A 21,598-nucleotide genomic window follows, 5' to 3' on the forward strand; every position below is an offset into this window, starting at 1 on the left:
CCGAGGATGACCCAAGCCATGGCCGACCCGGCCGCCGTGCGGCGCGTGCGTCGTGCCCATCTCACCGCGACCGTCCTGGTGGCCGCCGTCAGCGCGGCCGCCCTCCTGCTGGTCTTCCTCCTCTACGCTGGCGACCTGCCGGACCGGATCGCCACGCACTTCGACCTCTCAGGGCAACCCAACGACGACATGGCCCGGGGAGGTGCGCTGGCCCTGTTCGGCCTCGTCGGGATCGGGGTGCCCGCCGTTCTCATCGCGGTGTTCGGGGCAGCCCAGTGGTGGCGCGGGGAGTGGGCCCGTGCGTTCGCGGGATTCCTCGCCGGCTTCTCGGTGTGGCTCAGCGCGCTCTTCTGCGGGCTCGTCGTCGCCAACCGGGGCGCTGCCGTTCCCGAGGAGGTCACGCTGGACCCGTGGCTGATGCTGGGCGGCCTGGTCCTGGGGCTGGTCGTCGGGATCATCGTGGCGCTCGTGGTGCCCCGCGGCATCCCGCACGATGCACCGGAGGCGGTCACCCCGGTGGCCCTCGCGCCGACCGAGCGGGCCTCCTGGTTCGGCCGGGCGCAGCTGGGCCGGCTCCCGGTGCTCGCGCTGGCCGCCAGCGTGCTGGTGCTCGTGATCGCGACGGTCGCCAGCGGCATCTGGTGGCTGTGGCTCATTGCGGCACTGGTGGCGCTGCTGGTCGTGGCGGTGACCAGCTTCGTGGTGACGGTCGATGCCTCCGGCGTGACCTGGCGCTCGGCGATCGGCCTCCCGCGCGGCCACATCCCGCTGTCAGAGGTCACCGACGCCGCGGTCGTCGAGATGTCGCCGTCCGACTTCGGCGGCTTCGGTCTGCGGATGACGCCCGGCGGCCTCGGCCTCATCACGCGACGGGGCACCGCACTGCAGGTCACGCACGGCAAGCGCCGCTTCGTGGCCACCGTCGACGACGCGGCCACCGGCGCCGGTCTCCTGTTGGGCTACCTGGAGGCCGGCCACCGCCGCTGACCTGCACCGCCGCTGACCTGCACCGGCGCGGCCGGGGGAACAGTCCTCCGGTCGGGCTGGTTGCCCGGAGGAACGGAGCTCGCAGCTCACCACCGACAGATGGAGGTCAGTCATGCCCAGGATCGCGATCATCGGAGGACACGGAAAGGTGGCGCTGCACCTGGCGCGCCAGCTCACGGGCCGGGGGGACGAGGTCACCTCGATCTTCCGCAACCCCGAGCACGAGGCCGACGTGGCCGGGACCGGTGCCGCACCCCTGGTGCTCGACGTCGAGTCCGCGGACACCGAGGCGCTCGCGGCCGCGTTGGCCGGGCACGACGCTGTGGTGTGGTCGGCCGGGGCCGGCGGCGGCAACCCCGCACGGACCAACGCCGTGGACCGGGACGCCGCGATCGCCTCGATGGAGGCGGCGGCGCAGGCCGGCGCCTACCGCTACGTGATGGTCTCCTATCGCGGCGCGGGCCGGGACGAGATCCCCGCGGACAACCCCTTCAGCACGTATGCCGAGGCGAAGGCCGTCGCCGACGCCCACCTGCGCGCGACCGGGCTGCAGTGGACGATCGTGGCGCCGGGCGGGCTCGACCTCGAACCGGGCTCGGGCACCATCCACCTCGACGCGGACTACGACCGATCGCTGGACGGCACGAGCGTGTCCCGCGAGGACGTGGCGGCCGTGATCGCGGCGGTGCTGGCCGACGACACCACCATCGGCCGGGCCCTTGAGTTCGTCGGCGGCAGCCAGCCGATCGCGGAGGCGCTCGCCACGGCCTGACGGGCCCTGCGTCCGGGGGGCCGGCTCGGCACGACGACGGGTCGGTGCCCGCCTAGCCTGGGAAGGGTGAGGCGCCCCCTGGTTCATCGAGGCCTGCCTGAGCAACGCGCTGCGCATGGAGCAGTACTGCGCCGACGCCGAGCGCGACGGCGACCAGGAGCTCGTCGACCTCTTCACCAAGGCGCAGGCTGATAGCCGCAAGGGCGCCGAGCTGGGCAAGAAGCTGCTCGGTCAGCGCCCGGCGCCAACTGATCACGAGCCCGACCCGTGCACCACGACGTCGCTGGTCGACGTCGTGGTGCACGAGGTCCGGGGTGCTGGAAGGGGCGACACTCAGTCGACGTCGCGCCGCCGGAACACCACCCAGGAGAGCAGGATCACGGCCACGCCCACCAGGCCGATCACGGCGGCCCCGTGCTCCAGCGAGATGCGCGTGACGACCTCACGACACTCGCCGTCGAACCCGTCGTCGCACACCCAGTTGTAGATCTGGTGGCCGTCGTTGACCCACGCGATGAGGTTCTCGCTCAGCAGATACCTCGCCCGCTCCGGGAACAGGCCGCGCACCATGTTCTCCACAACGAGCAGATAGCCGACGGCGATCCCGAGCACGGCTCCGGTGTGCTTCAGCAGGAGCCCGGCGGCCGCGCCGACCATGCCGAGGAAGACCGCCAGCGCCACGATCCGGCCACTCGTCCACGCCAGATCGGTCCACTGCGTCGCCGTCATCGCGTCGTCCACGCCCCGGATCCGATAGAGCAGCGGGACCCCCAGCAGGATGATGGCCAGGAACACCGCAGTGATCGGGATCGCCACCAGGCCGGACGCGAGCACCTTGCTGGCGAAGACCCGGTCCCGCCGTGGCTCGAAGGTCAGCCAGGTGCCCAGTGTCCGGTGGGCGATCTCGGCGGCGGTGGCCGTCGAGCCGCCCAGCAGCACCAGGAAGAACACCAGGGTCCCGGTCTGTTGCAGCTGGCTGGTCGCGAGGTCGGCCATCGGCGGCGGGGCGTAGCCGGCGAGCATCTCATCCAGCGTCGGCTCGGGCCACTCACAGCCGAAGTCGATCGTCTGGTCACCGATCCGCTCGCGCTCGGCCTCCTGCTCCTCCAGGCACTGCTCGATGAACTCCTCGTCCCGGAACTCCTGCTCCTGCTCCCACTGCTCGTGGACCTGCTCGAAGTCCTGCCGCGCCTGCTCCTCGAACGCCGACTGCGGCTGCACGCTCTGCCACAGGCCCCAGAAGGTCAGGAGCGCGACGGCCAGGATGGCCAGCACGGACAGGTGGACGATCTTGCGGGAGAAGATGCGCCGCAGCTCGACGCGGGTCAGCTGGGTCATCGGCCGGCCTCCTCGTCGGCGTCGGCAGTATGCCGTGAGCCGGGTGAGCCCGGTCCCGCGCCACCCGGGGCGCTCGGTGGGGTGGGGGTGCCCTCGGGTGGGGGTGGAGTGGCGCCGAGCTGGTCGGCCTGGGTCAGCTGGAGGAAGACCGACTCCAGGTCGAGGTGCACGGGCAGGAGACGGTCGACGTACAGCCCCTGCGCGGCCAGGGCCCGGGTGATGTCGGCGGGCCGGTCGACACCGGTGACCCGCAGGCCGCCCGGGGCCAGGTCCGCGGTCATCCCGGCCCGGCGGAGGACCGCGACCGCGGCCTCCGGGTTGTCGACGCCGACGTCCACCCCTCCGGTCTCGGCCTCGTTGATCAGGCTGGCGACCGACCCCTGTGCCACCACCTGACCGCGTCCGATGATGGAGACGGTGTCGGCGATCTGCTCGATCTCGGACAGGATGTGGCTGCTCACCAGCACGGTGCGGCCCTGCGTGCCCAGGTTGCGCATGGTCTCGCGGATCTCCCGGATGCCAGCGGGGTCCAGGCCGTTGGTGGGCTCGTCAAAGATCAGCAGGTCGGGCGACTTGAGCAGGGTCGCCGCAATGGCCAGGCGCTGCTTCATCCCGAGGGAGTAGCCGGCGAAGCGGTCGTCCCCGCGGTCGGCCAGACCCACCTCCTCGAGCACCTCGCCGACCCGGCGCTGGTCGGTGCCGATCGCCTGGGCCAGCAGGCTCAGGCTCCTGCGGCCGGTGAAGGTGGGATAGAACTTCGGGCTCTCCACGATGGCGCCGACCCGGGCGATGACGTGCGGCAGCCGCTGCGGCACCGGCTGGCCGAAGATGTGCATCGTCCCGCTGTCCGCGCGCAGCAGCCCCAGCAGCATCCGGATCGTCGTGGTCTTGCCCGAGCCGTTCGGCCCCAGGAACCCGTGGACACCCCCGGCGGGCACGTCCAGGTCGAGACCGTGGATCGCGACGCGACGCCCCCTGATCCCCCGGAAGGTCTTGCGCAACCCACGCGTCGCGACGGCGAGGCCGTCATCGGCAACCAGTTCCACGGCATACTCCCATCGGCACCCGGCCGCACGGGAAGGTGCCGGGCGGTCAGGCCATTGTGGCTGCCGGCGTGCCCGCGGCGATCCGCGACACGCGGGCCTCGACCAGCGGGAGGATCTCGGCGACGGTGACGTGCCGGCCCAGCTCGGCGGTCAGGGTGGTGACACCCGCGTCGGCGATGCCGCACGGGATGATCGCGTCCGCCCAGGACAGGTCGCAGTCGGCGTTGAAGGAGAAGCCGTGCATCGTCACGTCGTGGCTGACCCGGATGCCGATCGCGCCGATCTTGCGGTCCGGGCCGCGGTCGTCGGCCAGCACCCAGACGCCGCTGCGGCCCTCGACCCGGGTCGTGGCCAGGCCCAGCTCCGCGCAGACGTCGATGAGCAGGTCCTCCAGGCGCCGGACGTGCGCGACGACGTCGACGGGGGAGGGCAGCCGCACGATGGGGTAGCCGACCAGCTGTCCCGGCCCGTGCCAGGTGATCTTGCCGCCGCGGTCGACGTCGATGACCGGCGTGCCGTCGGTGGGGCGCTCGTGGTCCTCGGTGCGCTTGCCGGCGGTGTAGACGGCGGCGTGCTCCAGCAGCAGGATCGAGTCGGGCAGCTCACCGGCGACGACCTGGGCGTGCACGGCGCGCTGGTGGTCCCAGGCCTGCTGGTAGTCGACGAGGTCCGGGGCGAAGCCGACGTGCTCGATGCGCATGGCCGCCACTGTACGCCGGGCGGGTTGTGGACAACTTCTGCGGGCACGGGGCGACCTGGTGCAGGGTGCGGGGCATGGATGTCCCACGGATCCCCGGATATGACGTGCTCGGCCGCATCGGTGCCGGGTCGAGCGCGCAGGTGTGGCGGGCCCGGCGGGTGGCCGACGACCTCGACGTGGCGCTCAAGGTCGTCCCGACGCGCGCCGAGGACGTCTCCGCCGCGCTGCGGGAGGCCGGCGTGCTCGCCCGGGTGCGGCACGAGCACGTCATCCACCTGTATGACGTGCTGCCGGTCCCCGGGGCCGGTGGCCGTCCCGGTGGGGTCGCCCTGGCGATGGAGCTGGCGGCAGGCGGGTCCCTCGCCGAGGTGCTGGGCGCGCGTGGCCACCTGACGCCGGGGGAGGTGGTCACCGTCGGGTCGCCGCTGGCCGGCGCCCTGGCCGAGCTGCACCGGGCCGGTGTGGTGCACGGCGACATCGCACCGGGCAACGTGCTGTTCCGGGAGGACGGGATGCCGCTGCTGGCCGACCTCGGCGTGTCCCGCATCGCGGGGGAGCAACGGACGGACACCTACGGCACCGACGGCATGGTCGCACCCGAGGTGCTGGAGGGGTTCGCGCCGACGGCCGAGTCCGACGTCTACGGCCTGGGCGCCCTCGCCTGGCTCTGCCTGGTCGGTGAAACGCCCGGCTGGGCCGGCACGCGGACCGCGCTCGCGGACCTGCGGCCGGAGCTGCCCGAGCCACTCGTGGCCCTGGTGACCTCGTGCCTGGCCTCCGAGCCGGCCGAGCGGCCCGACGCCGAGGAGCTCGCGGTGGCGCTGCTCGCGGCGGCGCGGCCCGAGCCGGTGGTGCTGGCCCCCGGCGCCGATCCGGCGGCCGGCCTCACCCAGCGGATCCGCTCCGAGCGCCCGGACCCCGACCCGGAGGAGCAGCCGGTCCGGAGCGCGCACCCCCGGGCGCTGCACCGGGCCGAGGGGCGCGTGGCTGTCCGCTCCGGACGCCCTTCGGTGCGGTGGCTGGTGGCCGGTGCCGGTGCGGCGGTGGTCCTGGTGCTCGCGGTGGCCGGTGCCGTCGGGGCGCTGCTCGGTCCGGACGAGCCTGCCGGGGACACGGCGCTTTCCCAGACCGGCGCGGTGGCCGAGGCCGTGAGCCTGGTCGACCCCGGTGACAACGCAGCCACCACGGTCGAGCCCTCTGAGGCCGGGCGAGAAACCACAGAGACCTCCGTGGCCGAGCCCACGGATCCCGGGCGAGGCCCGGCACGAACCTCCGTGGCTGACGCCACGGAGCCCCGGTCCAGCACGGCAGAAACCCCCACGGCCGGGACCCCCGCGGCCGGTGCCGTGCTGGATCCGGTGGATGAGCCCCAGGTCGCGGTGCAGCGGTTGCTCGACGCGCGGGCTGCCGCGTGGCGGTCCGGTGACGCTGGCGACCTGGCGGAGGCCCTGGCGCCCGGCTCACCGGCTCACGAGCAGGAGCAGGAGTCCCTGTCGGACGCGCAGGACCTCAAGGTGAGCTATCGCGAGCTGGTGTTCACGGTCACCGACGCCTCGGTGCTCGCGTCCGGGCCGGATCGTGCGGTGCTCGGTGTGGACGTCGAGCGATCTAAATACCTCGAGGTGGGACCGGCGGGCACCCTCCAGCACGAGGCGCGGGCCGACACGGTCGAGGTGGAGCTGCGCCGCGCGGAGGACGGGTGGCGGATCTGGGGGTGGGGCTGAGGGTTCCCTACATGGCCCGGACGGGTCGTCGCCACGGGCGCGGCATCCGCATCGTCAGGACGCGTCCGGTGGGCTTGGCGACCTCGGGGCTGGTCAGCGGGTCGCTCCCGTCCTCGTTCGGCGGGGCCACCGGGAAGGCCGGCAACGCCGCCACCAGCTGGAAGGTGCGCTCCCAGCCCGAGGGAGAGAGCGGGTCGGCGTCCGTGAGGTCGTAGGCGATGAACCACTCGCCGACGATCTCGGCGTCGCGGGGTTGGCGCGAGTGCGTCAGCAGCGTGGTCACTCGCTCGGAGAAGAGGGAGGCCGCCCACCGCTCGGTGCCGGCGGTGGCCCGGACGAGCTGGCGGTCCGAGACAGGCGGCTCCTGGGTCTCGGTGTCGAAGGCGGTGAACTCCGCGAAGGGCAGGGGGACCTGCCCGATGCGAACGGCCAGGTAGCGGCAGCTTCCCTCGTCCAGTGGTGTGCCGCCTCCGCGCGGCTCGCCCGAGCTCCAGCACTCGGTGGCGACGTGACACTGGCGGCCGCCCTGCACCCACGCGACGACGTCCAGCCGCACCCGGTGCTCGTCCAGACCGCGACCGAAGATCCGGCCGGGCAGGTCAGCCGGCGTGGCCACCGGCACGGCGTGGAAGCCGTTGTCCCTCGCAAACGACATCAGGCGATAGGGGTCGCGCCAGCCCTCGGCCAGCTGCCTCACCCGGCGCTGAAGGACCACCCAGCTCAGCCCGAGAGCGAGGGTCGCCAGGAGCGCCGCGGCGGAGAGGCCACCGGTGTTGCCCCGGTCGGTCAGCTCGAGGATCCCGGCAGCCACGCTGAGGGCCCCGCAGACCAATGTCAGTGCCGCCACGACGCCGACCCAGGTCGACGCTCTCAGCGCCGGACCCCTGGCCTCGGAGCCATGGGTGTTCTCACCCCGGTCGTCGTGCGCGGTCTCGCGCAGCACGCTCTCGCGCCAGGCTGCGACCTTGCGGGGCGAGGCCTTCGCCCGCAGCGCGGAATACCTGATCGGGCCCATGACGCGCTCACACCACCCGTCGACCGAACTGGCCGGGTGGGGCCGGGCGCTGGCCGACCGCGGTAGCCGGCCCTACCACTCCTGACACGGGGGTGAGTCCCCGAGACGTACCCATGACCGTACGTTAGCCCCATCAGTCACATGAATCACGCACGCCACGCGTGTCACACCGGAGGTCGCCTGCCCCGGCACGACTCCACGACGAGAGGCCGGGCTGCTCGTCCGGCCGCGCGGGTTGCTCAGTCCAGGTGGGCGAACCGGGGCCACAGGAGGTCCCAGGACTCGCGCGGGCCGTGACAGATCCGCACCGCGACGCCCTGCTCCTCGTTGTCGACCCCGACACCATTGTCGAGCTCGGCTGCGACGGCACAGTCCTGGAACAGGGTGGCGAGGCGGTCCTGCCCGATCATCACCACCGTGGCGACGTCCGCGTCCGGCCCACCGAGGGAGTGCAGGTGGTTGTGGCCGCTCACCGGCGCGGGCAGGCCGTGCTCCGGGCCGTAGCGGGCGACGGCCCCGGCCTCGCCGTAGTTGGCGGTGATGACGGCGACCGGCTCGCCATACTCCTGCACCGCCCGGTCGTAGGTGGAGGCGACCGTGGCCACATGGGCGGACCAACCGACCTGGTCGGCGGCGAGTGGACTGATGGCCGGCAGCGGGGTGCTGCCCAGGACCGCGAGCGGGATCAGCGGCAGGCCGATGAGCGCGCAGAGCGCGGTGTTGAGGCCGAACGGCACGGCACGCTCCCGGTAGCTCTCGGTCCGTGCCCCGAGTCGCACGCACCCCGCGGCGAACACCGCCGCCAGCGGCGTCATGAAGTAGTGCGGCTGGGTGCCGCCGATGAACGTGAAGGCGAGCAGCACCCCGAGGCAGACCAGGAGGAACCGGGCGTGCCGCACCGCCGGGTCGGTCCACAGGTAGCGGACGCCGGCGAGGCACGTGGGCACGAGCGCGGGCCCGAGGAGGAGGAACAGCAGGGGCCACATCAGCAGGCGCACCTCGCCGGCGTTGCTCTCGCTTAGCGCCGCGCCCATCGCCAGCTGGGGCCAGTCGTTGGCCGCCTGGTGGAGCAGGTTTGGGCCGGCGACTGCCAAGGACGCCACGACGCCGCCCCAGGCCCACGGGGAGCTCCACACCTGGCGCGGACCCAGCAGCAGGACCCCGACGGCGATGGCCAGCGCCAGGACGACCACCAGCCACCGGTTCCAGGTGGTGAGGCCGACGAGGGCGCCCGCCACCAGCCACCAGCGCGGGTCGCGCAGCGCCGCCCTCGTGGCAGTCACCAGCACGCCCAGCCACAGCGCCAGGTCCAGGGTCGCCGGCAGGAGCACGTGGCCGAACATCAGGACGGAGGCCGTGCCGGCATAGCCCCACGCCGCGATGACCTGAGCACGCCGACCGCCGCCGAGCTCCCGGGTGAGCAGGGCCAGCAGCACCACGGCCGCACCGGCCGCCAGGGTCGCCGGGATCCGCAGCGTCCAGACCTCATCGGCGACCACCGCAGCGAACGTGCGCGCCAGCCACGGCGTCAGGAAAGGTTGGTCGGTGTAACCGACCTCCGCCGGGAGCATCCGGAAGTACAGCTCGTCGCGGTGGTAGCCGTACAGGCCCGAGAACGCCGTGAGGGCGACCATCGCCGCCCCGGCTGCGGCGAGGACCGGGACCCAGGCGAACCGCCTGAGCGGTGGTGGCACGACAGCGGCAGGTGGTCGGACGCGGCGTTCCTCGGTCTCAGGCATCGTCTCCCGTGACCCAGGACACGGCGTCGGCGAGCCGGGGGTGAGCAAACGCGAAGCCGCTCTCGAGGAGCACCGTCGGCAGCACGCGCATACTGCCCAGCACCTCGCTGGCCATCTCCCCGAGCGCCAGGCGCAGGGCGATCGTGGGCGCGGGGACCACGGCGGGCCGGTGCAGGTCGGCGGCGAGCGCCCGGACCACCTCGTGCTGCGGCGCCGGCTCCGGCCCGGTGAGGTTGACGGGGCCGGTGATCTCCGGGTGGTCGATCAGCCACAGGACAGCGGCGACGTGGTCGGGCAGCGAGATCCACGACCAGTACTGCTCGCCGCTGCCCAACCGACCGCCCAGGCCGGCCTTGAGCACCGGCAGCAGCCGGGCGAGGGCACCGCCGGAGCGGCTCAGCACGATCCCGGTGCGGAGGTGCGCGACCCGGAGGCCGGCCTCCTGCGCGCTCCAGGTCGCCTGCTCCCAGTCGTGGGCCAGCTCGGCGACGAAGCCGGTGCCGGGCGGGCTCGCCTCGGTGAGCGTCGAGTCGCCACGTGAGCCATAGATGCCGATCGCGGAGCCGGAGAGCAGGCGCGGCCGGTGCGGGAGCCTGGCCAGGGTGCTGCTCAGCACCCGGGTGTTGCCGACCCGCGACCGGACCAGCTCGCTCTTGTAGCGCGCGGTCCAGCGACGACTGCCCAGATTGGCGCCGGCGAGGTTGACGACTGCGGTGACCTCGTCGAGGGCGTGCGGGTCGCGCAGCCCTGTGTCCGTGTCCCAGCGGGCCTCCGTCACCCCGGTCGGCAGGTCGCCGGCCGGGTCGCGTCTGACCAGGTGCACCACCCCGTCGCCGCGGGCCCGGAGTGCGGCGGACAGCGCGGAGCCGAGCATCCCGCTCGAGCCGGTGATGGCTACCAGGTGCTGCGGGGTGCTCGGCTCCGACGACACGGTGTGTCCGCCTCTCGCTGAGGGACCTGACGAGAGGCCCGGGGTGGGTCAGACCTCGAAGGATCCTTCCTCGAGGCGCTCCTTGATGGTCCCGAGGAACCGGGCCGCGTCGGCCCCGTCCACGATGCGGTGGTCGTAGGTCAGCGCCAGGTAGACCATCGAGCGGATGGCGATGGTCTCGCCGCCGTCCTCGTCCACCACGACGACCGGCCGCTTGACGACCGAGCCGGTGCCGAGGATCGCCACCTGCGGCTGGTTGATGATCGGGGTGTCGAACAGCGCGCCGCGACTGCCGGTGTTGGTGATGGTGAAGGTGCCGCCACCCAACTCGTCCGGCATCACCTTGTTGGTGCGGGTGCGCTCGGCCAGGTCCGCGACCTTGCGGGAGATCCCCGCGATGTTCAGGTCGCCGGCGTCCTTGATGACCGGGACGATCAGGCCCTTCTCTGTGTCCACCGCGATGCCGACGTTCTCGGTCGGGTGATAGATGATCTCCTCGCCCTCGAGGCTGGCATTGACGTTGGGGTGCACCTTCAGCGCCTCGACCGCGGCCAGCACGAAGAACGGCATGAACGAGAGCTTGACGCCCTCGCGTGCCAGGAAGTCGTCCTTGGTCTTGTTGCGCAGCCGGGCGACCTTGGTGAGATCGACCTCGACGACCGTCGTCAGCTGGGCACTGACCTGCAGGGACTCGACCATGCGGGTCGCGATGACCTTGCGCAGTCGCGACATCTTCTCCGTGGTGCCGCGCTTCGGCGAGGCCGCGACCTGCGGCCCCGGAGCCGACGCCGCGGGGGCGGATGGCGCCGCGGGTGCGGACGGCGCGGCGGCGGGCGCGGCCGGTGCAGCCTTCGCGGCTTCCTCCGCCTGGCGTGCCGCATCGAGCACGTCCTGCTTGCGGATGCGACCACCGACGCCGGTGCCGGTCAGGCTGTTGAGGTCGACCTTGTGCTGGGCCGCGAGCTTGCGGACCAGCGGGGTCACGTAGGCGCTGACGTCGTCGCCGGACTTCGCCGCGGGCGCTGCCTCGTCCTTGGGGGCCTCTGCCTTCGGTGCCTCTGCCTTCGGTGCCTCCGGCTCCTGCGCGGGCGGTGCCTCCTGAGCCGGGGCGGCCTCCGCCTCGCTCTGGTCCGCCGACTGCTTGGCGGCCTCCTCGTGCAGCTTGTCGTCCTCGGCGAGGTCCGGGGTCTCCTCGGCCGGCGCCTGCTCCTCGGCCTGCTCCTCGGACGGCTCGGACTCTGCCGCCGGCTCTTCAGCGGCCGGAGTGGACCCGCCGCCCCCGCCGGAGCCGCCGACCACGGCCAGCGGGCCGCCGACCTCGACCGTCTCGTCCTCCTGGGCCAGGATCTTGGTCAGGGTCCCCGCGACGGGGGAGGGGATCTCGGTGTCGACCTTGTCGGTGGAGACCTCCAGGAGGGGCTCGTCCACCTCGACGGTGTCACCCTCGGCCTTCAGCCACCGCGTCACGGTGCCCTCGGTGACGGACTCACCGAGCGCCGGCATGGTGACCGTCTCACCCTCGCCGTCGCCCTCGCCGCCCGCGCTGTCCCCGCTGCCGTCGCTCTCCGCTGCGGCCGGCTCCTCGGCCTGCTCCGGCTCCTCCGCCGGGGCCTCGTCCGCCGGCTCGTCCTCCGCCGATGCCTCCTCAGCGGGTGCTTCGTCGGTGGGAGCCTCCTCGGCCTCGCTGCCGGAGGACGCCTCGTCGCTGTCGTCGCCGGAGCCACCGCCCTCGGAGCCGTCGCCGATCACGGCCAGGTCACCGCCGACCTCGACGGTGTCGTCCTCCTCGGCAAGGATCTCCTGGAGCACGCCGGCGATCGGTGACGGGATCTCGGTGTCGACCTTGTCGGTGGAGACTTCCAGCAGGGGCTCGTCGACCTCAACGGTGTCACCCACGTTCTTCAGCCAGCGGGTCACGGTGCCCTCGGTGACGGACTCACCCAGGGCCGGCATGGTCACGCGTTCAGACATTCGACGTCTCCTCGTCCGGGGCCTTGCAGTCTACGGATACTCCTGCCGTCTGGCAGGACGGGTGTGGTGGTGTTGCCTCAGGCATGGGCGTGCAGCGGCTTGCCCGCCAGCGCCAGGTGGGCCTCGCCCAGTGCCTCGTTCTGGGTGGGGTGTGCGTGGATGAGCTGCGCCACATCGTCCGGCAGTGCCTCCCAGTTGTAGATGAGTTGGGCCTCGCCCACCTGCTCGCCCATCCTGGCACCCACCATGTGCACGCCGACCACGGCCCCGCCCTCGGCGCGGACCAGCTTGACGAAGCCGGCGGTGCCTAGGATCTGGGACTTGCCGTTGCCACCCAGGTTGTACTCGTAGGTGGTCACCTCGCCGTGCTTGTCCCGGGCCTGGGCCTCGGTGAGGCCGACGGAGGCGATCTCGGGGTCGCAGTAGGTCACGCGCGGGATGCCCGCCTCGTCGATCGGGGTCGGCTCGAGACCGGCGATCTCCTCGGCCACGAAGATGCCCTGCGCGAAGCCGCGGTGCGCCAGCTGGAGCCCGGGGACGATGTCTCCCACGGCATACAGCCCGTCGACACCGGTCCGGCAGCGCTCGTCGGTGGTGACGAAGCCGCGGTCCAGGGTGACCCCGGCCTCCTCGTAGCCCAGGCCGTCGGTGACCGGGCCGCGCCCCACCGCGACCAGCAGCAGGTCGGCCTCGATCGGCTCGCCCGACTCCAGCGAGACCTGCACGCCGCCATCGTCCTGCGTCGCGCCGGTGAACTTCACGCCGGTCCGGACCGTGATCTTGCGCTTCTTGAACGCCCGCTCGAGCGTCTTGGAGACCGCCTCGTCCTCGGCGGCGACCAGCCGCGGGAGAGCCTCCACCACGGTGACCTCGGCGCCGAAGGAGGCGAACACCGAGGCGAACTCGACGCCGATGACACCGCCGCCGAGGACGACCACGCGCTGCGGCAGCTCGGCCAGGGTCATCGCCTGGTCGCTGGTGATGATGCGACCGCCGATCTCCAGGCCGGGGATGGTGCGGGCGTAGGAGCCCGTCGCCAGCACGACGTTCTTGCCGGTGAGGGTGCGGTCCCCGACCTGCACGATGGTGGGGGAGGTCAGCTGACCCAGCCCCTCGACATACTCGATGGTCGCGGAGCTGACCAGACCCTGCAGGCCCTTGTGCAGCCGGCCGACCACCCCGTCCTTGTAGGTATGCACCGTGGCGAGGTCGATGGAGTCGAGCGTGGTGTTGACGCCGAACTTCGCGCTCTCGCGGGCGGAGTCGGCGACCTCGGCCGCGTGCAGGAGCGCCTTGGTGGGGATGCAGCCGCGGTGCAGGCAGGTGCCACCGAGCTTGTCCTTCTCGACGAGGGCGACCTTCAGGCCCAGCTGGGCGGCGCGCAGGGCGCACGAGTAGCCGCCGCTGCCACCACCCAGGATCACGACATCGAAGGTGTGGTCAGCATCAGGGGGGGTCTCTGCCATGTGAGCATCTTGTCAAACACTGGGCCAGCCGACCACCGAGGGTAATCTCGCCCCTATGGCGTGGTGGAGACGACGGAAGAACCAGGCGACGAGCGGGGGCGGCGCGGAGGCCGGTGGCCGCAAGGACGGGCCCTCGATGGCGATCGATCACAAGGCCGTGCGCGCCTACACGGAGGGGTGGGTGGCCAGCCACAAGGGCGTCGAGGCGTATGTCGAGCCGGCCACCAACGTGAGCACCACGACGCTGATCCTCATCGCGACCGACGGCGAGTGGACGCGCCGGGCGGTCGGCACGCCCAAGGCGGGGTTCGAGCTCGGCCGCCTGCTCGGCATCCCGGTGTATGACGTGAACCAGACCGGCTACCCGGCCCGGATGCGGGAGTGGAACCGGCGCCACAAGCAGCGCTGAGCCGCCCTGGCGGATAAGGGGTCGTGCCGACGCCCGGTCCGTGACAGGCTGACCGCAACGGACGACTACCTGGAGGTGGCCCATGACGCAGGACAAGCCGACGGACCAGAGCAGCGGCAGCGCGCACGTCGAGGACGACGTCAAGCGCAAGTTCCGCGAGGCGCTGGAGAAGAAGCAGGGCCACGGGGGCAAGGACGTCTCGGACCACTCCGAGCACGGCAAGGTGGATCACGCGGCCCGCGCCAAGACCTCCGGTGCCCAGCAGATGTTCCGGCGCAAGAGCGGCGGCTGAGCCGCACGAGGGTGCCGTCGGGCGTGGGCGCCCCACGGGACGCTCAGCCCCTTCGCGACGGGTGCCCCGGGTCCTGATCGGACCCGGGGCACCGGTGTGTCGAGCTCCCATGTGTTGCCGGAACGCCCCCTCTGTGGCCCGAACGTTCCCTCCGTTGCCGAAAACGGCTGTGCGAGATCGGCGCCCCAGCGCTGAATCGGCACGAGACGGGGTGCCGGCGAGGCTGGGCCGCGCGCGGGCCGAGCCTCGGATGGGGACTGGCTGAGCGTCAGACGGAGGACGACGCCGTCAGGGACGGGACGGCGCGGTCAGGGGCGGACAACGCCGTCAGGGGCGGACGGGGCCGTCAGGCGTAGGACTGGGCCAACTCGATCAGCGCTCGGACGCCCGAGCCCGTGCCACCGGTGGGGGTGTAGCCCCAGGCGGACTTCTCGTTGAAGGCCGGGCCGGCGATGTCGATGTGTGACCACTTGATGGTCTCGCCGGCGTCGTTCTTGCCCACGAACTCCTCGAGGAACTTCGCGGCGACCATCATCCCGCCGGCGCGGTCGCCGGTGTGCTTGAGGTCGGCGACGGGGGAGTCCATCGAGCCGCGGATCTCCTCCGGCAGCGGCATGCCCCAGGCGGCCTCGCCGACGAGGCTCGCGGCGCCGGTGACCCGCTCGCGCAGCTCGTCGTCGTTGGCCATGACACCCATCGTGCGGTTGCCCAGCGCGATCACGCAGGCACCGGTGAGGGTGGCGATGTCGACGATGGCGTCCGGCTTGTGCTCGGAGGCCAGGGCGATGCCGTCGGCCATCACCAGGCGGCCCTCGGCGTCGGTGTTGATGATCTCGACGGTGCGGCCGCCGCGCATGGTGACGATGTCACCAGGACGCTGGGCCAGGTCGCCGGTCATGTTCTCGGCCAGGCAGAGGTAGCCGGTCACCGCGACCGGCACCTTGAGCTCGGCCAGCGCCAGGACGGCCGCGGCCACCGCGGCGGCCCCGGCCATGTCGCACTTCATCGTGACCATGCCGGTGCCGGGCTTGATGCACAGACCCCCGGAGTCGAAGGTGATGCCCTTGCCGACGAAGGCCAGGTGAGCCTTGGCGCCGCGCGGCTTGTAGGTCATCGTCACCAGGCGGGGCGGGCGACCGGAGCCCTGGCCGACCCCGAGGATCCCGCCGCAGCCCTCGGCCTGCAACTTGTCGGCGTCCCACACCTCGAGCTTGACCTTGCTGCCCGCGGCGCGCTTGCTCACCGAGGTCGCGAAGCTCTCCGGGAAGAGCACGTTGGGCGGGGTGTTGACCAGGTCGCGGGCGTAGCGGACGGCGTCGGCCACGACACTGGCCTGACCGGCGACGTCCTCCTTGTGACGGCCCTTGACGTGCACCTGCGCAGCCTCCAGCGGAGCCTTCGCGCTGGACGACTTCCCCTCACCGAGGAAGGTCTGGAAGGCGTAGGCGCCCAGGAGCACCCCCTCGGCCACCGCCCGCGCGTGCTCGGCACCGCCGAGGGCGAACAGCGCGGACTTCTTGCCCGCCAGTGCGCGCGCCCCGGCGCCCGCGGCACGGCGGTAGCGCTCGGCGGCGTCCGGCACCGCGGCGTCGGCCTTGCCCGTGCCCACGACGAGCACCAGGCCTGCCGAGACGCCCGGGACGCCGGCGAAGGTGGCGACCTCGTCGGCCTTGCCGGTGGCCCCGGTGGCGGTCAGGTTGCTGGTCAGGTGAGTCCTGGCGTTCTTGGGCAGGTCGGTGCCCTCGGCGAGCACCGCGCCGTCCGTTCCCGCGGTCGAGGCCACCACAAGGGCGTCGACCTTTGCACTCGCGATCTTGCCGTCGGTGAGTGTCAGAGTGGTCATCGTCGTCCATTCAGTTCGTCGGTCAGGGCGTTGGGGCCGCATTGAGCCTAACGGTCGACGCGGATAGGTTGAGCCACATGTCCCCTGAGCAGCAGAACATCTCGCCCGTCCACGATCGCCACATCGCCCTCGGGGCGAAGATGGCCGACTTCAGCGGGTGGCAGATGCCGATCGAGTATGCCGGGGTGAAGGCCGAGCACACGGCCGTCCGTGAGCGGGTGGGCATCTTCGATGTCAGTCACCTGGGCAAGGCGCTGGTGCGCGGCCCCGGCGCCAAGGACTTCGTGAACAGCTGCTTCACCAACGACCTCAACCGGATCGAGCCGGGCCGGGCGCAGTACACCATGTGCTGCAACGAGCGGGGTGGCGTCGTGGACGACCTCATCGCCTATCTGAAGTCCGACGACGAGGTCTTCCTCATCCCCAACGCGGCGAACAACGCCGAGGTGGTGCGCCTGCTCACCGAGGCCGCGCCCGACGGGATCGAGGTGATCAACCAGCACACGACATACGGCGTCATCGCGGTGCAGGGCACCAAGAGCGACGAGGTGCTGACCGCGCTGGGCCTGCCGGTCGGGCACGACTACATGACCTATGTCGAGACCGACTGGGAGGGGCAGCCGGTCATCGTCTGCCGCACCGGCTACACGGGGGAGCGCGGCTATGAGCTGCTGCCCGCATGGGCCGCGACCGGCGAGCTGTGGGACGCCCTGGTGATGGCGATGAAGCCGCACGACGGTGCCCCGGCCGGGCTCGGCGCGCGGGACACGCTGCGCACCGAGATGGGGTATGCCCTGCACGGCAACGAGCTCTCCACCGAGATCACCCCGGTGATGGCCCGGGCCGGGTGGGCGGTCGGCTGGAAGAAGGACACGTTCTGGGGCAAGGAGGCCCTGGAGGCCGAGCGGGAGGCCAAGAGCACCCGGATCTCCTGGGGCCTGGACGTCACCGGGCGCGGCATCCCGCGGGCCGGGTGCGAGGTCAAGGACGCCGGGGGTGCCGTGATCGGCACGGTCACCTCCGGCACCTTCTCGCCCACCCTCGGCAAGGGCGTCGCGCTCGCCCTGCTGGACCGCAGCGCGGCCGAGGGCGACGACGTGGTCATCGACGTGCGTGGCCGGGACGTCACCGCGCAGGTGAAGAAGCCCCCGTTCGTCGAGGTCGGCGTCCGCGAGTAGCCCCCAATTTGATAGGGGTTTTGCTGCCGGATCCGCAATTTTGATAGTGGTTTTGCTGGTGGCCTACGCATCTCCCAGGGTCGGGCTGCCTTCGGCGGTTGCGGCGCCTCGCTGGTCCGTTAGTCCTGACGAGCGGCTGCCTTCGCCTGCACCAGTTCCTCGACCGCCTCGGGCATCGTGGTCTCGAAGTCGAGCAGCTTGACCCAGGTGGGCGTGACCCGGATGACCACCATCTGGTCGTAGAGGCCCTTCACTCCGGCCTCCCACCCGGGGTACTGGTCCTCGGCCATCGAGCGGCGCCCGGCCTTGAGGTAGCCGGGGGGTGGGCCGTCGACGGTCTCGAGCTCAGCGGTGCCCCGGACCAGCAACACCTTGGGCGGGAACGCGTTGGTGTCGATGGTGATGGCCACCTTCGGCCTGGTCCGCAGCGCTGCCACCTTCCGCGCTTTCGGTGCCGTCGCCATCGCGATCTGCTCGCCCTCGGTCCAGAAGCCGATCGGGATCACGCGTGGGTCGCCGTCGAGGCCGTCGTAGGCGAGGCGGAGCGGGCCTGTCCCGTTCAGCAGCTGCTGAGCGTAGGGCGTGGCGAGGATGTCGCTGATCTGGTGCTGATTCACGGTTCTTTGCCTTCCGTTGTCGGTCGCTCTCACTGGGAGGACGGAGCTGCCTCAGAGTTCTCGACATCCGACCGCTCCGGTGGACGGTGCGGCCCCCTGCGAGGTGGAGCTGGAAGCACACGACACCACGAGCGAGAACCCGTCGGCGCGGCGGCCTGCAAAACCACTATCAAAATTGCGGATCCGGCAGCAAAACCACTACAAGAATGCGTGGAGGACGGCGTCGGCCACCTGCGTCGTCGTGGCGGTGCCGTCGAGGTCCGGGGTCTTGATCCCGGCGGTGAGCGAGGCCTCCATCGCCGCGACCAGCTCGGCGGCTGCCTGCGGGTGCCCGAGGTGGTCAAGCATCATCGAGGCGGTCCAGATCATCCCGAGCGGGTTGGCGATGCCCCGCCCGGCGATGTCGGGCGCGGACCCGTGCACCGGCTCGAACATCGAGGGGTGCTCGCCCTCGGGGTTCAGGTTGCCCGACGGCGCGATGCCGATGCTGCCGATGATCGCCGCGCCGAGGTCGGTCAGGATGTCGCCGAACAGGTTGGAGGCGACGACCACGTCGAAACGACCCGGGTCCAGCACGAACTGCGCGGCCAGGGCATCGATGTGGTAGTCGCGGACCTCGACGTCCGGGTAGGCCTCCGCGGTCGCGTGCACCACCTCGTCCCAGAACGGCATCGTGTGGATGATGCCGTTGGACTTGGTGGCCGACGCCAGCCCGCCCCCGCGCCCCCGGGCCAGCTCGAGGGCGAACCGCGCCGCGCGCTCGACACCGCGCCGGGTGAAGACCGCCTCCTGGATGGCCACCTCGTGCTCGGTGCCGCGATAGAGCCGGCCGCCCGCCTCGGAGTACTCACCCTCGTTGTTCTCCCGGACGACCAGGAAGTCGATGTCGGTGCCCTCGCGGACCTTCAGCGGGGACTCGATGCCGGGGAGCAGCTTGATGGGGCGGAGGTTGATGTACTGCTGGAAGGCGCGGCGGATCGGGATGAGCAGCCCCCACAGGGACACCTGGTCGGGCACCCCGGGGAAGCCCACGGCGCCCAGCAGGATCTGGTCGGCCTGGGCCAGCTGCTCGATGCCGTCCTCGGGCATCATCGAGCCGGTGCGCGCGTAGTGCTCACAGCTCCAGTCGTGGTGCTGCCAGGCGAAGTCGATGCCGTGGCGTCCGCCCACCGCCTCGAGGATCCTCAGGGTCGGCTCCATGACCTCGGTGCCGATCCCGTCGCCGGGGATGACGGCGACCTTGACAGTATGAGGTGCCTCAGGTGATGACATGGGGGGTGGCCTCCAGCGGTGGTCGGGTTCTGCCCCAGCGTAGGGGAGGGCCGGCGGGCTGGTTCAGCGGGTCAGCCGCGCCGCGTCGCCCGCCGCGCGGGCCAGCTTCTCCGGGTTGCGCACCAGGTAGAGCGCGGTCACCAGGCCGCCCTCGACGCGCATCGTCGCCACCACGTCCAGCACGCCGTCGGCGTAGACGCGCATCGCGGGCTGGCCGTTGACCTGCGCCGTGTCGAAGGCGATCTCGCCGGTGTACTGCCCGAGGACGCCCACCAGGAAGCGCATCGACTTCTCCGCGCCGTGGATCGGTCGCAGCGCCGCCTGCCGCAGGCCGCCGCCGTCGGTGAAGAGCACCACGTCGGGTGCCAGCAGCTCCATGAGCGGCTGCAGGTCGCCGCCGGCGGCCGCCTCGAGGAACCGCTGCAGCACCGCGTCCAGCTCCGCCGTCGGCGCGGGCTCGGGGCGCTGGCTGCGGACCGCCCGACCGGCCCGGCTGGCCACCTGGCGCACCGCCGCCGGTGACTTGTCGACCGCCGCCGCGATCTCGGCATACTCGAAACCGAAGACCTCCCGGAGGACGAAGACGGCCCGCTCAGTGGGGGAGAGGGTCTCCAGGACCATGAGCATCGCGGTGGAGACCGAGTCGGCGAGCTCCACGTCCTCGGCGACGTCCGGTGCGGTGAGCAGCGGCTCGGGCAGCCACGGCCCGACGTAGGTCTCGCGGCGGCGCTGCAGGGTGCGGATCCGGTTCAGCGCCTGGCGGGTGACGATGCGCACCAGGTAGGCGCGCGGGTCGCGGACCGCCGACTGGTCCACGTCGGCCCAGCGCAGCCAGGTCTCCTGCACCACGTCCTCGGCGTCGGCGGCGGAGGAGAGCATCTCGTAGGCCACCGTGAAGAGCAGGTTGCGGTGCTGCAGGAAGGGGTCGCTCCCTCCATCGTTCACGCCATCGCTCACCGGGCCAACGGTGCCAGGTCGCAGGAGTCGGCGAAACCCTGGGAGGCCAGCCCCATGGCCGCGTTGGTGCGCGAGCGGAGGTTCTCCACCGAGATCATCTCGGTCAGCTCCACCAGCGCGGCGCTGCCGAGCTGCTCGTGCAGTCCGGCCACCATCTCGTCGGTCACCTCCAGCGGGGTGACGCTCATCGCCTCGGCGTAGGCCATCACGTCGCGCTCGAGCGGGGTGAAGACGTCGCTGTCGCGCCACACCGGGACCTGGCGCACCTTCGCCTCGTCCAGCCCCTCGGTGTGCGCCAGGTAGTAGCCGAAGTCCATGCACCAGGTGCACCCGATCGTGGCAGCGGTGGCCATCGTGGCGTAGGCCTTCAGGTGCGGGTCGCACGCCGAGAGCCGGCTCATCCTGCGCTCGAAGGCGAAGACCGCTCGGGTCAGGGGGCGGTGGTGCAGGAAGACGTAGGCCACGTCGGGGACCTCGCCGTAGGTGCGACGCGCGTAGATGCTCATGGCCCGGCCAAACCATCCGCTCAGGTCGGCCTTGGGGATCCGGAACGTGCTGGGCATCTGGTGCTCCACTCCTATTGGTGGCCCCTGGTGGGCCGGCTGACCATGAGACACCGCGGGTGCCGGATCTGTGACAGCGGGGGGGTATGCCGGAGCTCACCGGGTCCGTGACATCGGCGCGAGTATGCCGCAGGTCACCGGGTCTGGCTGCTGACCTCCCCCGACCGGCTGGCCGAGAGCGGGGAGGGGGCGTTGCTCAGGTCGAGCACCCGACCGCCGACGAGCAGGTGGACGCGCTGGCTGACGGCGCTGAACCGGTTGTTCACGTGGGCCAGCACCTCGCGGTAGGTCCCCTCCCGGGCGTTGGTGGGCTCCCGACCCCACCCGACCTCGTCGGAGATCGCCACGACGTCGTGGGACAGGGATCGGTAGACGACGAGCAGCTCGTCGAGGATCGGCTCGAGTGTCTCGATGGCGCGGGTCGCGGACCGCCACTGGTCGTGCTCGTCGAGGGTCCGCCAGACCCAGTGCGACAGGGTGTCGATGAGCACCGGCCGGCGGGAGAGGAGCAGGGCGCGGGACAGCGCGGTGGTCTCGACCGTCTCCCAGGAGGCGGGACGCTTGGCCCGCAGCTCCAGGACCTGGTCGGCCCACGCCTGGTCCGGGGCGTCGTGAAGTTTTGGCCCGGTCGCGACGTAGGTCACGACGGGGTGGTGCGCCAGGAGTGCTTCGGCGTAGTCGGATTTGCCGTTGCGGGCGGCACCGAGGACGAGGGTGGTAGCCATGATTCACGAGACCTCAGGAGACGGGGGTGGCTCCAGAGTAGTGGACGATGGCC

At 71.8% G+C, this 21,598-nt stretch carries 21 protein-coding genes; 6 read left to right on the forward strand and 15 right to left on the reverse strand.

Going from position 1 to position 21,598, the window contains the following annotated elements; translation table 11 throughout:
• Positions 1-6: 6 nt before the first annotated feature.
• Together MWU75_RS17595 and MWU75_RS17600 are read left to right on the forward strand one after the other, a co-directional pair.
• Entirely contained in the window at positions 7-987 is a 981-nt protein-coding gene (locus MWU75_RS17595) for a DUF1648 domain-containing protein (RefSeq protein ID WP_247093381.1), read from the forward strand.
• A 112-nt stretch (positions 988-1,099) separates the two neighbouring features.
• The gene (locus tag MWU75_RS17600; protein ID WP_247093383.1) at positions 1,100-1,759 is read left to right on the forward strand and encodes an NAD(P)H-binding protein; all 660 of its coding nucleotides are present in this window, start codon (positions 1,100-1,102) and stop codon (positions 1,757-1,759) included.
• 52 nt (positions 1,760-1,811) lie between these two features.
• On the opposite strand, the gene MWU75_RS17605 is transcribed toward MWU75_RS17600, so the two are convergent.
• Genes MWU75_RS17605 through lipB form a run of 4 tightly spaced genes read right to left on the reverse strand, consistent with a single transcriptional unit; the run spans position 1,812 to position 4,852 of the window.
• Positions 1,812-2,063 carry a hypothetical protein gene (locus MWU75_RS17605; protein ID WP_247093385.1) on the reverse strand — a complete coding sequence of 84 codons (252 nt, stop codon included), beginning with the start codon at positions 2,061-2,063 and terminating at the stop codon, positions 1,812-1,814.
• 29 nt (positions 2,064-2,092) lie between these two features.
• A complete protein-coding gene (locus tag MWU75_RS17610) occupies positions 2,093-3,097 on the reverse strand; it encodes a hypothetical protein (protein WP_247093386.1) in 1,005 nt (334 codons plus the stop codon).
• Positions 3,094-4,143 carry an ABC transporter ATP-binding protein gene (locus tag MWU75_RS17615; RefSeq protein ID WP_247093388.1) on the reverse strand — a complete coding sequence of 350 codons (1,050 nt, stop codon included), beginning with the start codon at positions 4,141-4,143 and terminating at the stop codon, positions 3,094-3,096. Before MWU75_RS17615 ends, MWU75_RS17610 begins: the two co-directional genes overlap by 4 nt.
• A gap of 46 nt (positions 4,144-4,189) precedes the next feature.
• Positions 4,190-4,852 carry a lipoyl(octanoyl) transferase LipB gene (gene lipB, locus MWU75_RS17620; RefSeq protein ID WP_348647803.1) on the reverse strand — a complete coding sequence of 221 codons (663 nt, stop codon included), beginning with the start codon at positions 4,850-4,852 and terminating at the stop codon, positions 4,190-4,192.
• 65 nt (positions 4,853-4,917) lie between these two features.
• On the opposite strand from lipB, the gene MWU75_RS17625 reads away from it, so the two are divergent.
• Entirely contained in the window at positions 4,918-6,567 is a 1,650-nt protein-coding gene (locus MWU75_RS17625) for a serine/threonine-protein kinase (protein WP_247093392.1), read from the forward strand.
• A 7-nt stretch (positions 6,568-6,574) separates the two neighbouring features.
• On the opposite strand, the gene MWU75_RS17630 is transcribed toward MWU75_RS17625, so the two are convergent.
• From MWU75_RS17630 to lpdA, 5 genes are all read right to left on the reverse strand, one after another.
• Positions 6,575-7,582, reverse strand: a complete 1,008-nt coding sequence (locus tag MWU75_RS17630; protein WP_247093394.1) for a hypothetical protein — start codon at positions 7,580-7,582, stop codon at positions 6,575-6,577.
• 239 nt (positions 7,583-7,821) lie between these two features.
• Positions 7,822-9,321: a glycosyltransferase family 39 protein gene (locus MWU75_RS17635; RefSeq protein WP_247093396.1), complete on the reverse strand. Its 1,500-nt coding sequence runs from the start codon at positions 9,319-9,321 to the stop codon at positions 7,822-7,824.
• The gene (locus MWU75_RS17640) at positions 9,314-10,252 is read right to left on the reverse strand and encodes a TIGR01777 family oxidoreductase (protein ID WP_247093398.1); all 939 of its coding nucleotides are present in this window, start codon (positions 10,250-10,252) and stop codon (positions 9,314-9,316) included. The genes MWU75_RS17635 and MWU75_RS17640 overlap by 8 nt, the downstream gene beginning before the upstream one ends.
• Before the next feature lie 48 nt (positions 10,253-10,300).
• Positions 10,301-12,223, reverse strand: coding sequence for a 2-oxoglutarate dehydrogenase, E2 component, dihydrolipoamide succinyltransferase (gene sucB / locus MWU75_RS17645; RefSeq protein WP_247093400.1), 1,923 nt, complete (start codon positions 12,221-12,223; stop codon positions 10,301-10,303).
• 77 nt (positions 12,224-12,300) lie between these two features.
• Positions 12,301-13,689 carry a dihydrolipoyl dehydrogenase gene (lpdA, locus tag MWU75_RS17650; protein ID WP_247093402.1) on the reverse strand — a complete coding sequence of 463 codons (1,389 nt, stop codon included), beginning with the start codon at positions 13,687-13,689 and terminating at the stop codon, positions 12,301-12,303.
• A 55-nt stretch (positions 13,690-13,744) separates the two neighbouring features.
• Between lpdA and MWU75_RS17655 the strand changes: the two genes are divergently transcribed.
• Positions 13,745-14,098 carry a hypothetical protein gene (locus MWU75_RS17655; RefSeq protein WP_247093404.1) on the forward strand — a complete coding sequence of 118 codons (354 nt, stop codon included), beginning with the start codon at positions 13,745-13,747 and terminating at the stop codon, positions 14,096-14,098.
• Between the two features lie 82 nt (positions 14,099-14,180).
• On the forward strand, positions 14,181-14,390 hold the full coding sequence (locus MWU75_RS17660) for a DUF5302 domain-containing protein (protein WP_247093406.1): 210 nt from the start codon (positions 14,181-14,183) through the stop codon (positions 14,388-14,390).
• A gap of 346 nt (positions 14,391-14,736) precedes the next feature.
• Here MWU75_RS17660 and MWU75_RS17665 read toward each other — a convergent pair whose 3' ends face one another.
• The gene (locus MWU75_RS17665; protein ID WP_247093408.1) at positions 14,737-16,233 is read right to left on the reverse strand and encodes a leucyl aminopeptidase; all 1,497 of its coding nucleotides are present in this window, start codon (positions 16,231-16,233) and stop codon (positions 14,737-14,739) included.
• A 77-nt stretch (positions 16,234-16,310) separates the two neighbouring features.
• Here MWU75_RS17665 and gcvT point away from each other — a divergent pair, with 77 nt between their 5' ends.
• On the forward strand, positions 16,311-17,411 hold the full coding sequence (gene gcvT, locus MWU75_RS17670) for a glycine cleavage system aminomethyltransferase GcvT (protein ID WP_247093410.1): 1,101 nt from the start codon (positions 16,311-16,313) through the stop codon (positions 17,409-17,411).
• Positions 17,412-17,530: 119 nt separating this feature from the next.
• On the opposite strand, the gene MWU75_RS17675 is transcribed toward gcvT, so the two are convergent.
• The 5 genes from MWU75_RS17675 to MWU75_RS17695 all read right to left on the reverse strand — a co-directional run bounded on the left by MWU75_RS17675 (position 17,531) and on the right by MWU75_RS17695 (position 21,545).
• Positions 17,531-18,028, reverse strand: a complete 498-nt coding sequence (locus tag MWU75_RS17675; protein ID WP_247093412.1) for a pyridoxamine 5'-phosphate oxidase family protein — start codon at positions 18,026-18,028, stop codon at positions 17,531-17,533.
• Between the two features lie 198 nt (positions 18,029-18,226).
• On the reverse strand, positions 18,227-19,300 hold the full coding sequence (locus MWU75_RS17680) for a tartrate dehydrogenase (protein ID WP_247093414.1): 1,074 nt from the start codon (positions 19,298-19,300) through the stop codon (positions 18,227-18,229).
• A 63-nt stretch (positions 19,301-19,363) separates the two neighbouring features.
• On the reverse strand, positions 19,364-20,257 hold the full coding sequence (locus MWU75_RS17685; protein ID WP_348647804.1) for an RNA polymerase sigma-70 factor: 894 nt from the start codon (positions 20,255-20,257) through the stop codon (positions 19,364-19,366).
• Positions 20,254-20,820: a carboxymuconolactone decarboxylase family protein gene (locus MWU75_RS17690; protein ID WP_247093416.1), complete on the reverse strand. Its 567-nt coding sequence runs from the start codon at positions 20,818-20,820 to the stop codon at positions 20,254-20,256. The genes MWU75_RS17685 and MWU75_RS17690 overlap by 4 nt, the downstream gene beginning before the upstream one ends.
• A 134-nt stretch (positions 20,821-20,954) precedes the next feature.
• Positions 20,955-21,545, reverse strand: a complete 591-nt coding sequence (locus tag MWU75_RS17695) for a bifunctional adenosylcobinamide kinase/adenosylcobinamide-phosphate guanylyltransferase (RefSeq protein ID WP_247093418.1) — start codon at positions 21,543-21,545, stop codon at positions 20,955-20,957.
• Positions 21,546-21,598 lie beyond the last annotated feature (53 nt).

Source organism: Ornithinimicrobium sp. F0845, assembly GCF_023015765.1.
In the GTDB taxonomy this organism is placed as follows: Bacteria; Actinomycetota; Actinomycetes; order Actinomycetales; family Dermatophilaceae; genus Ornithinicoccus.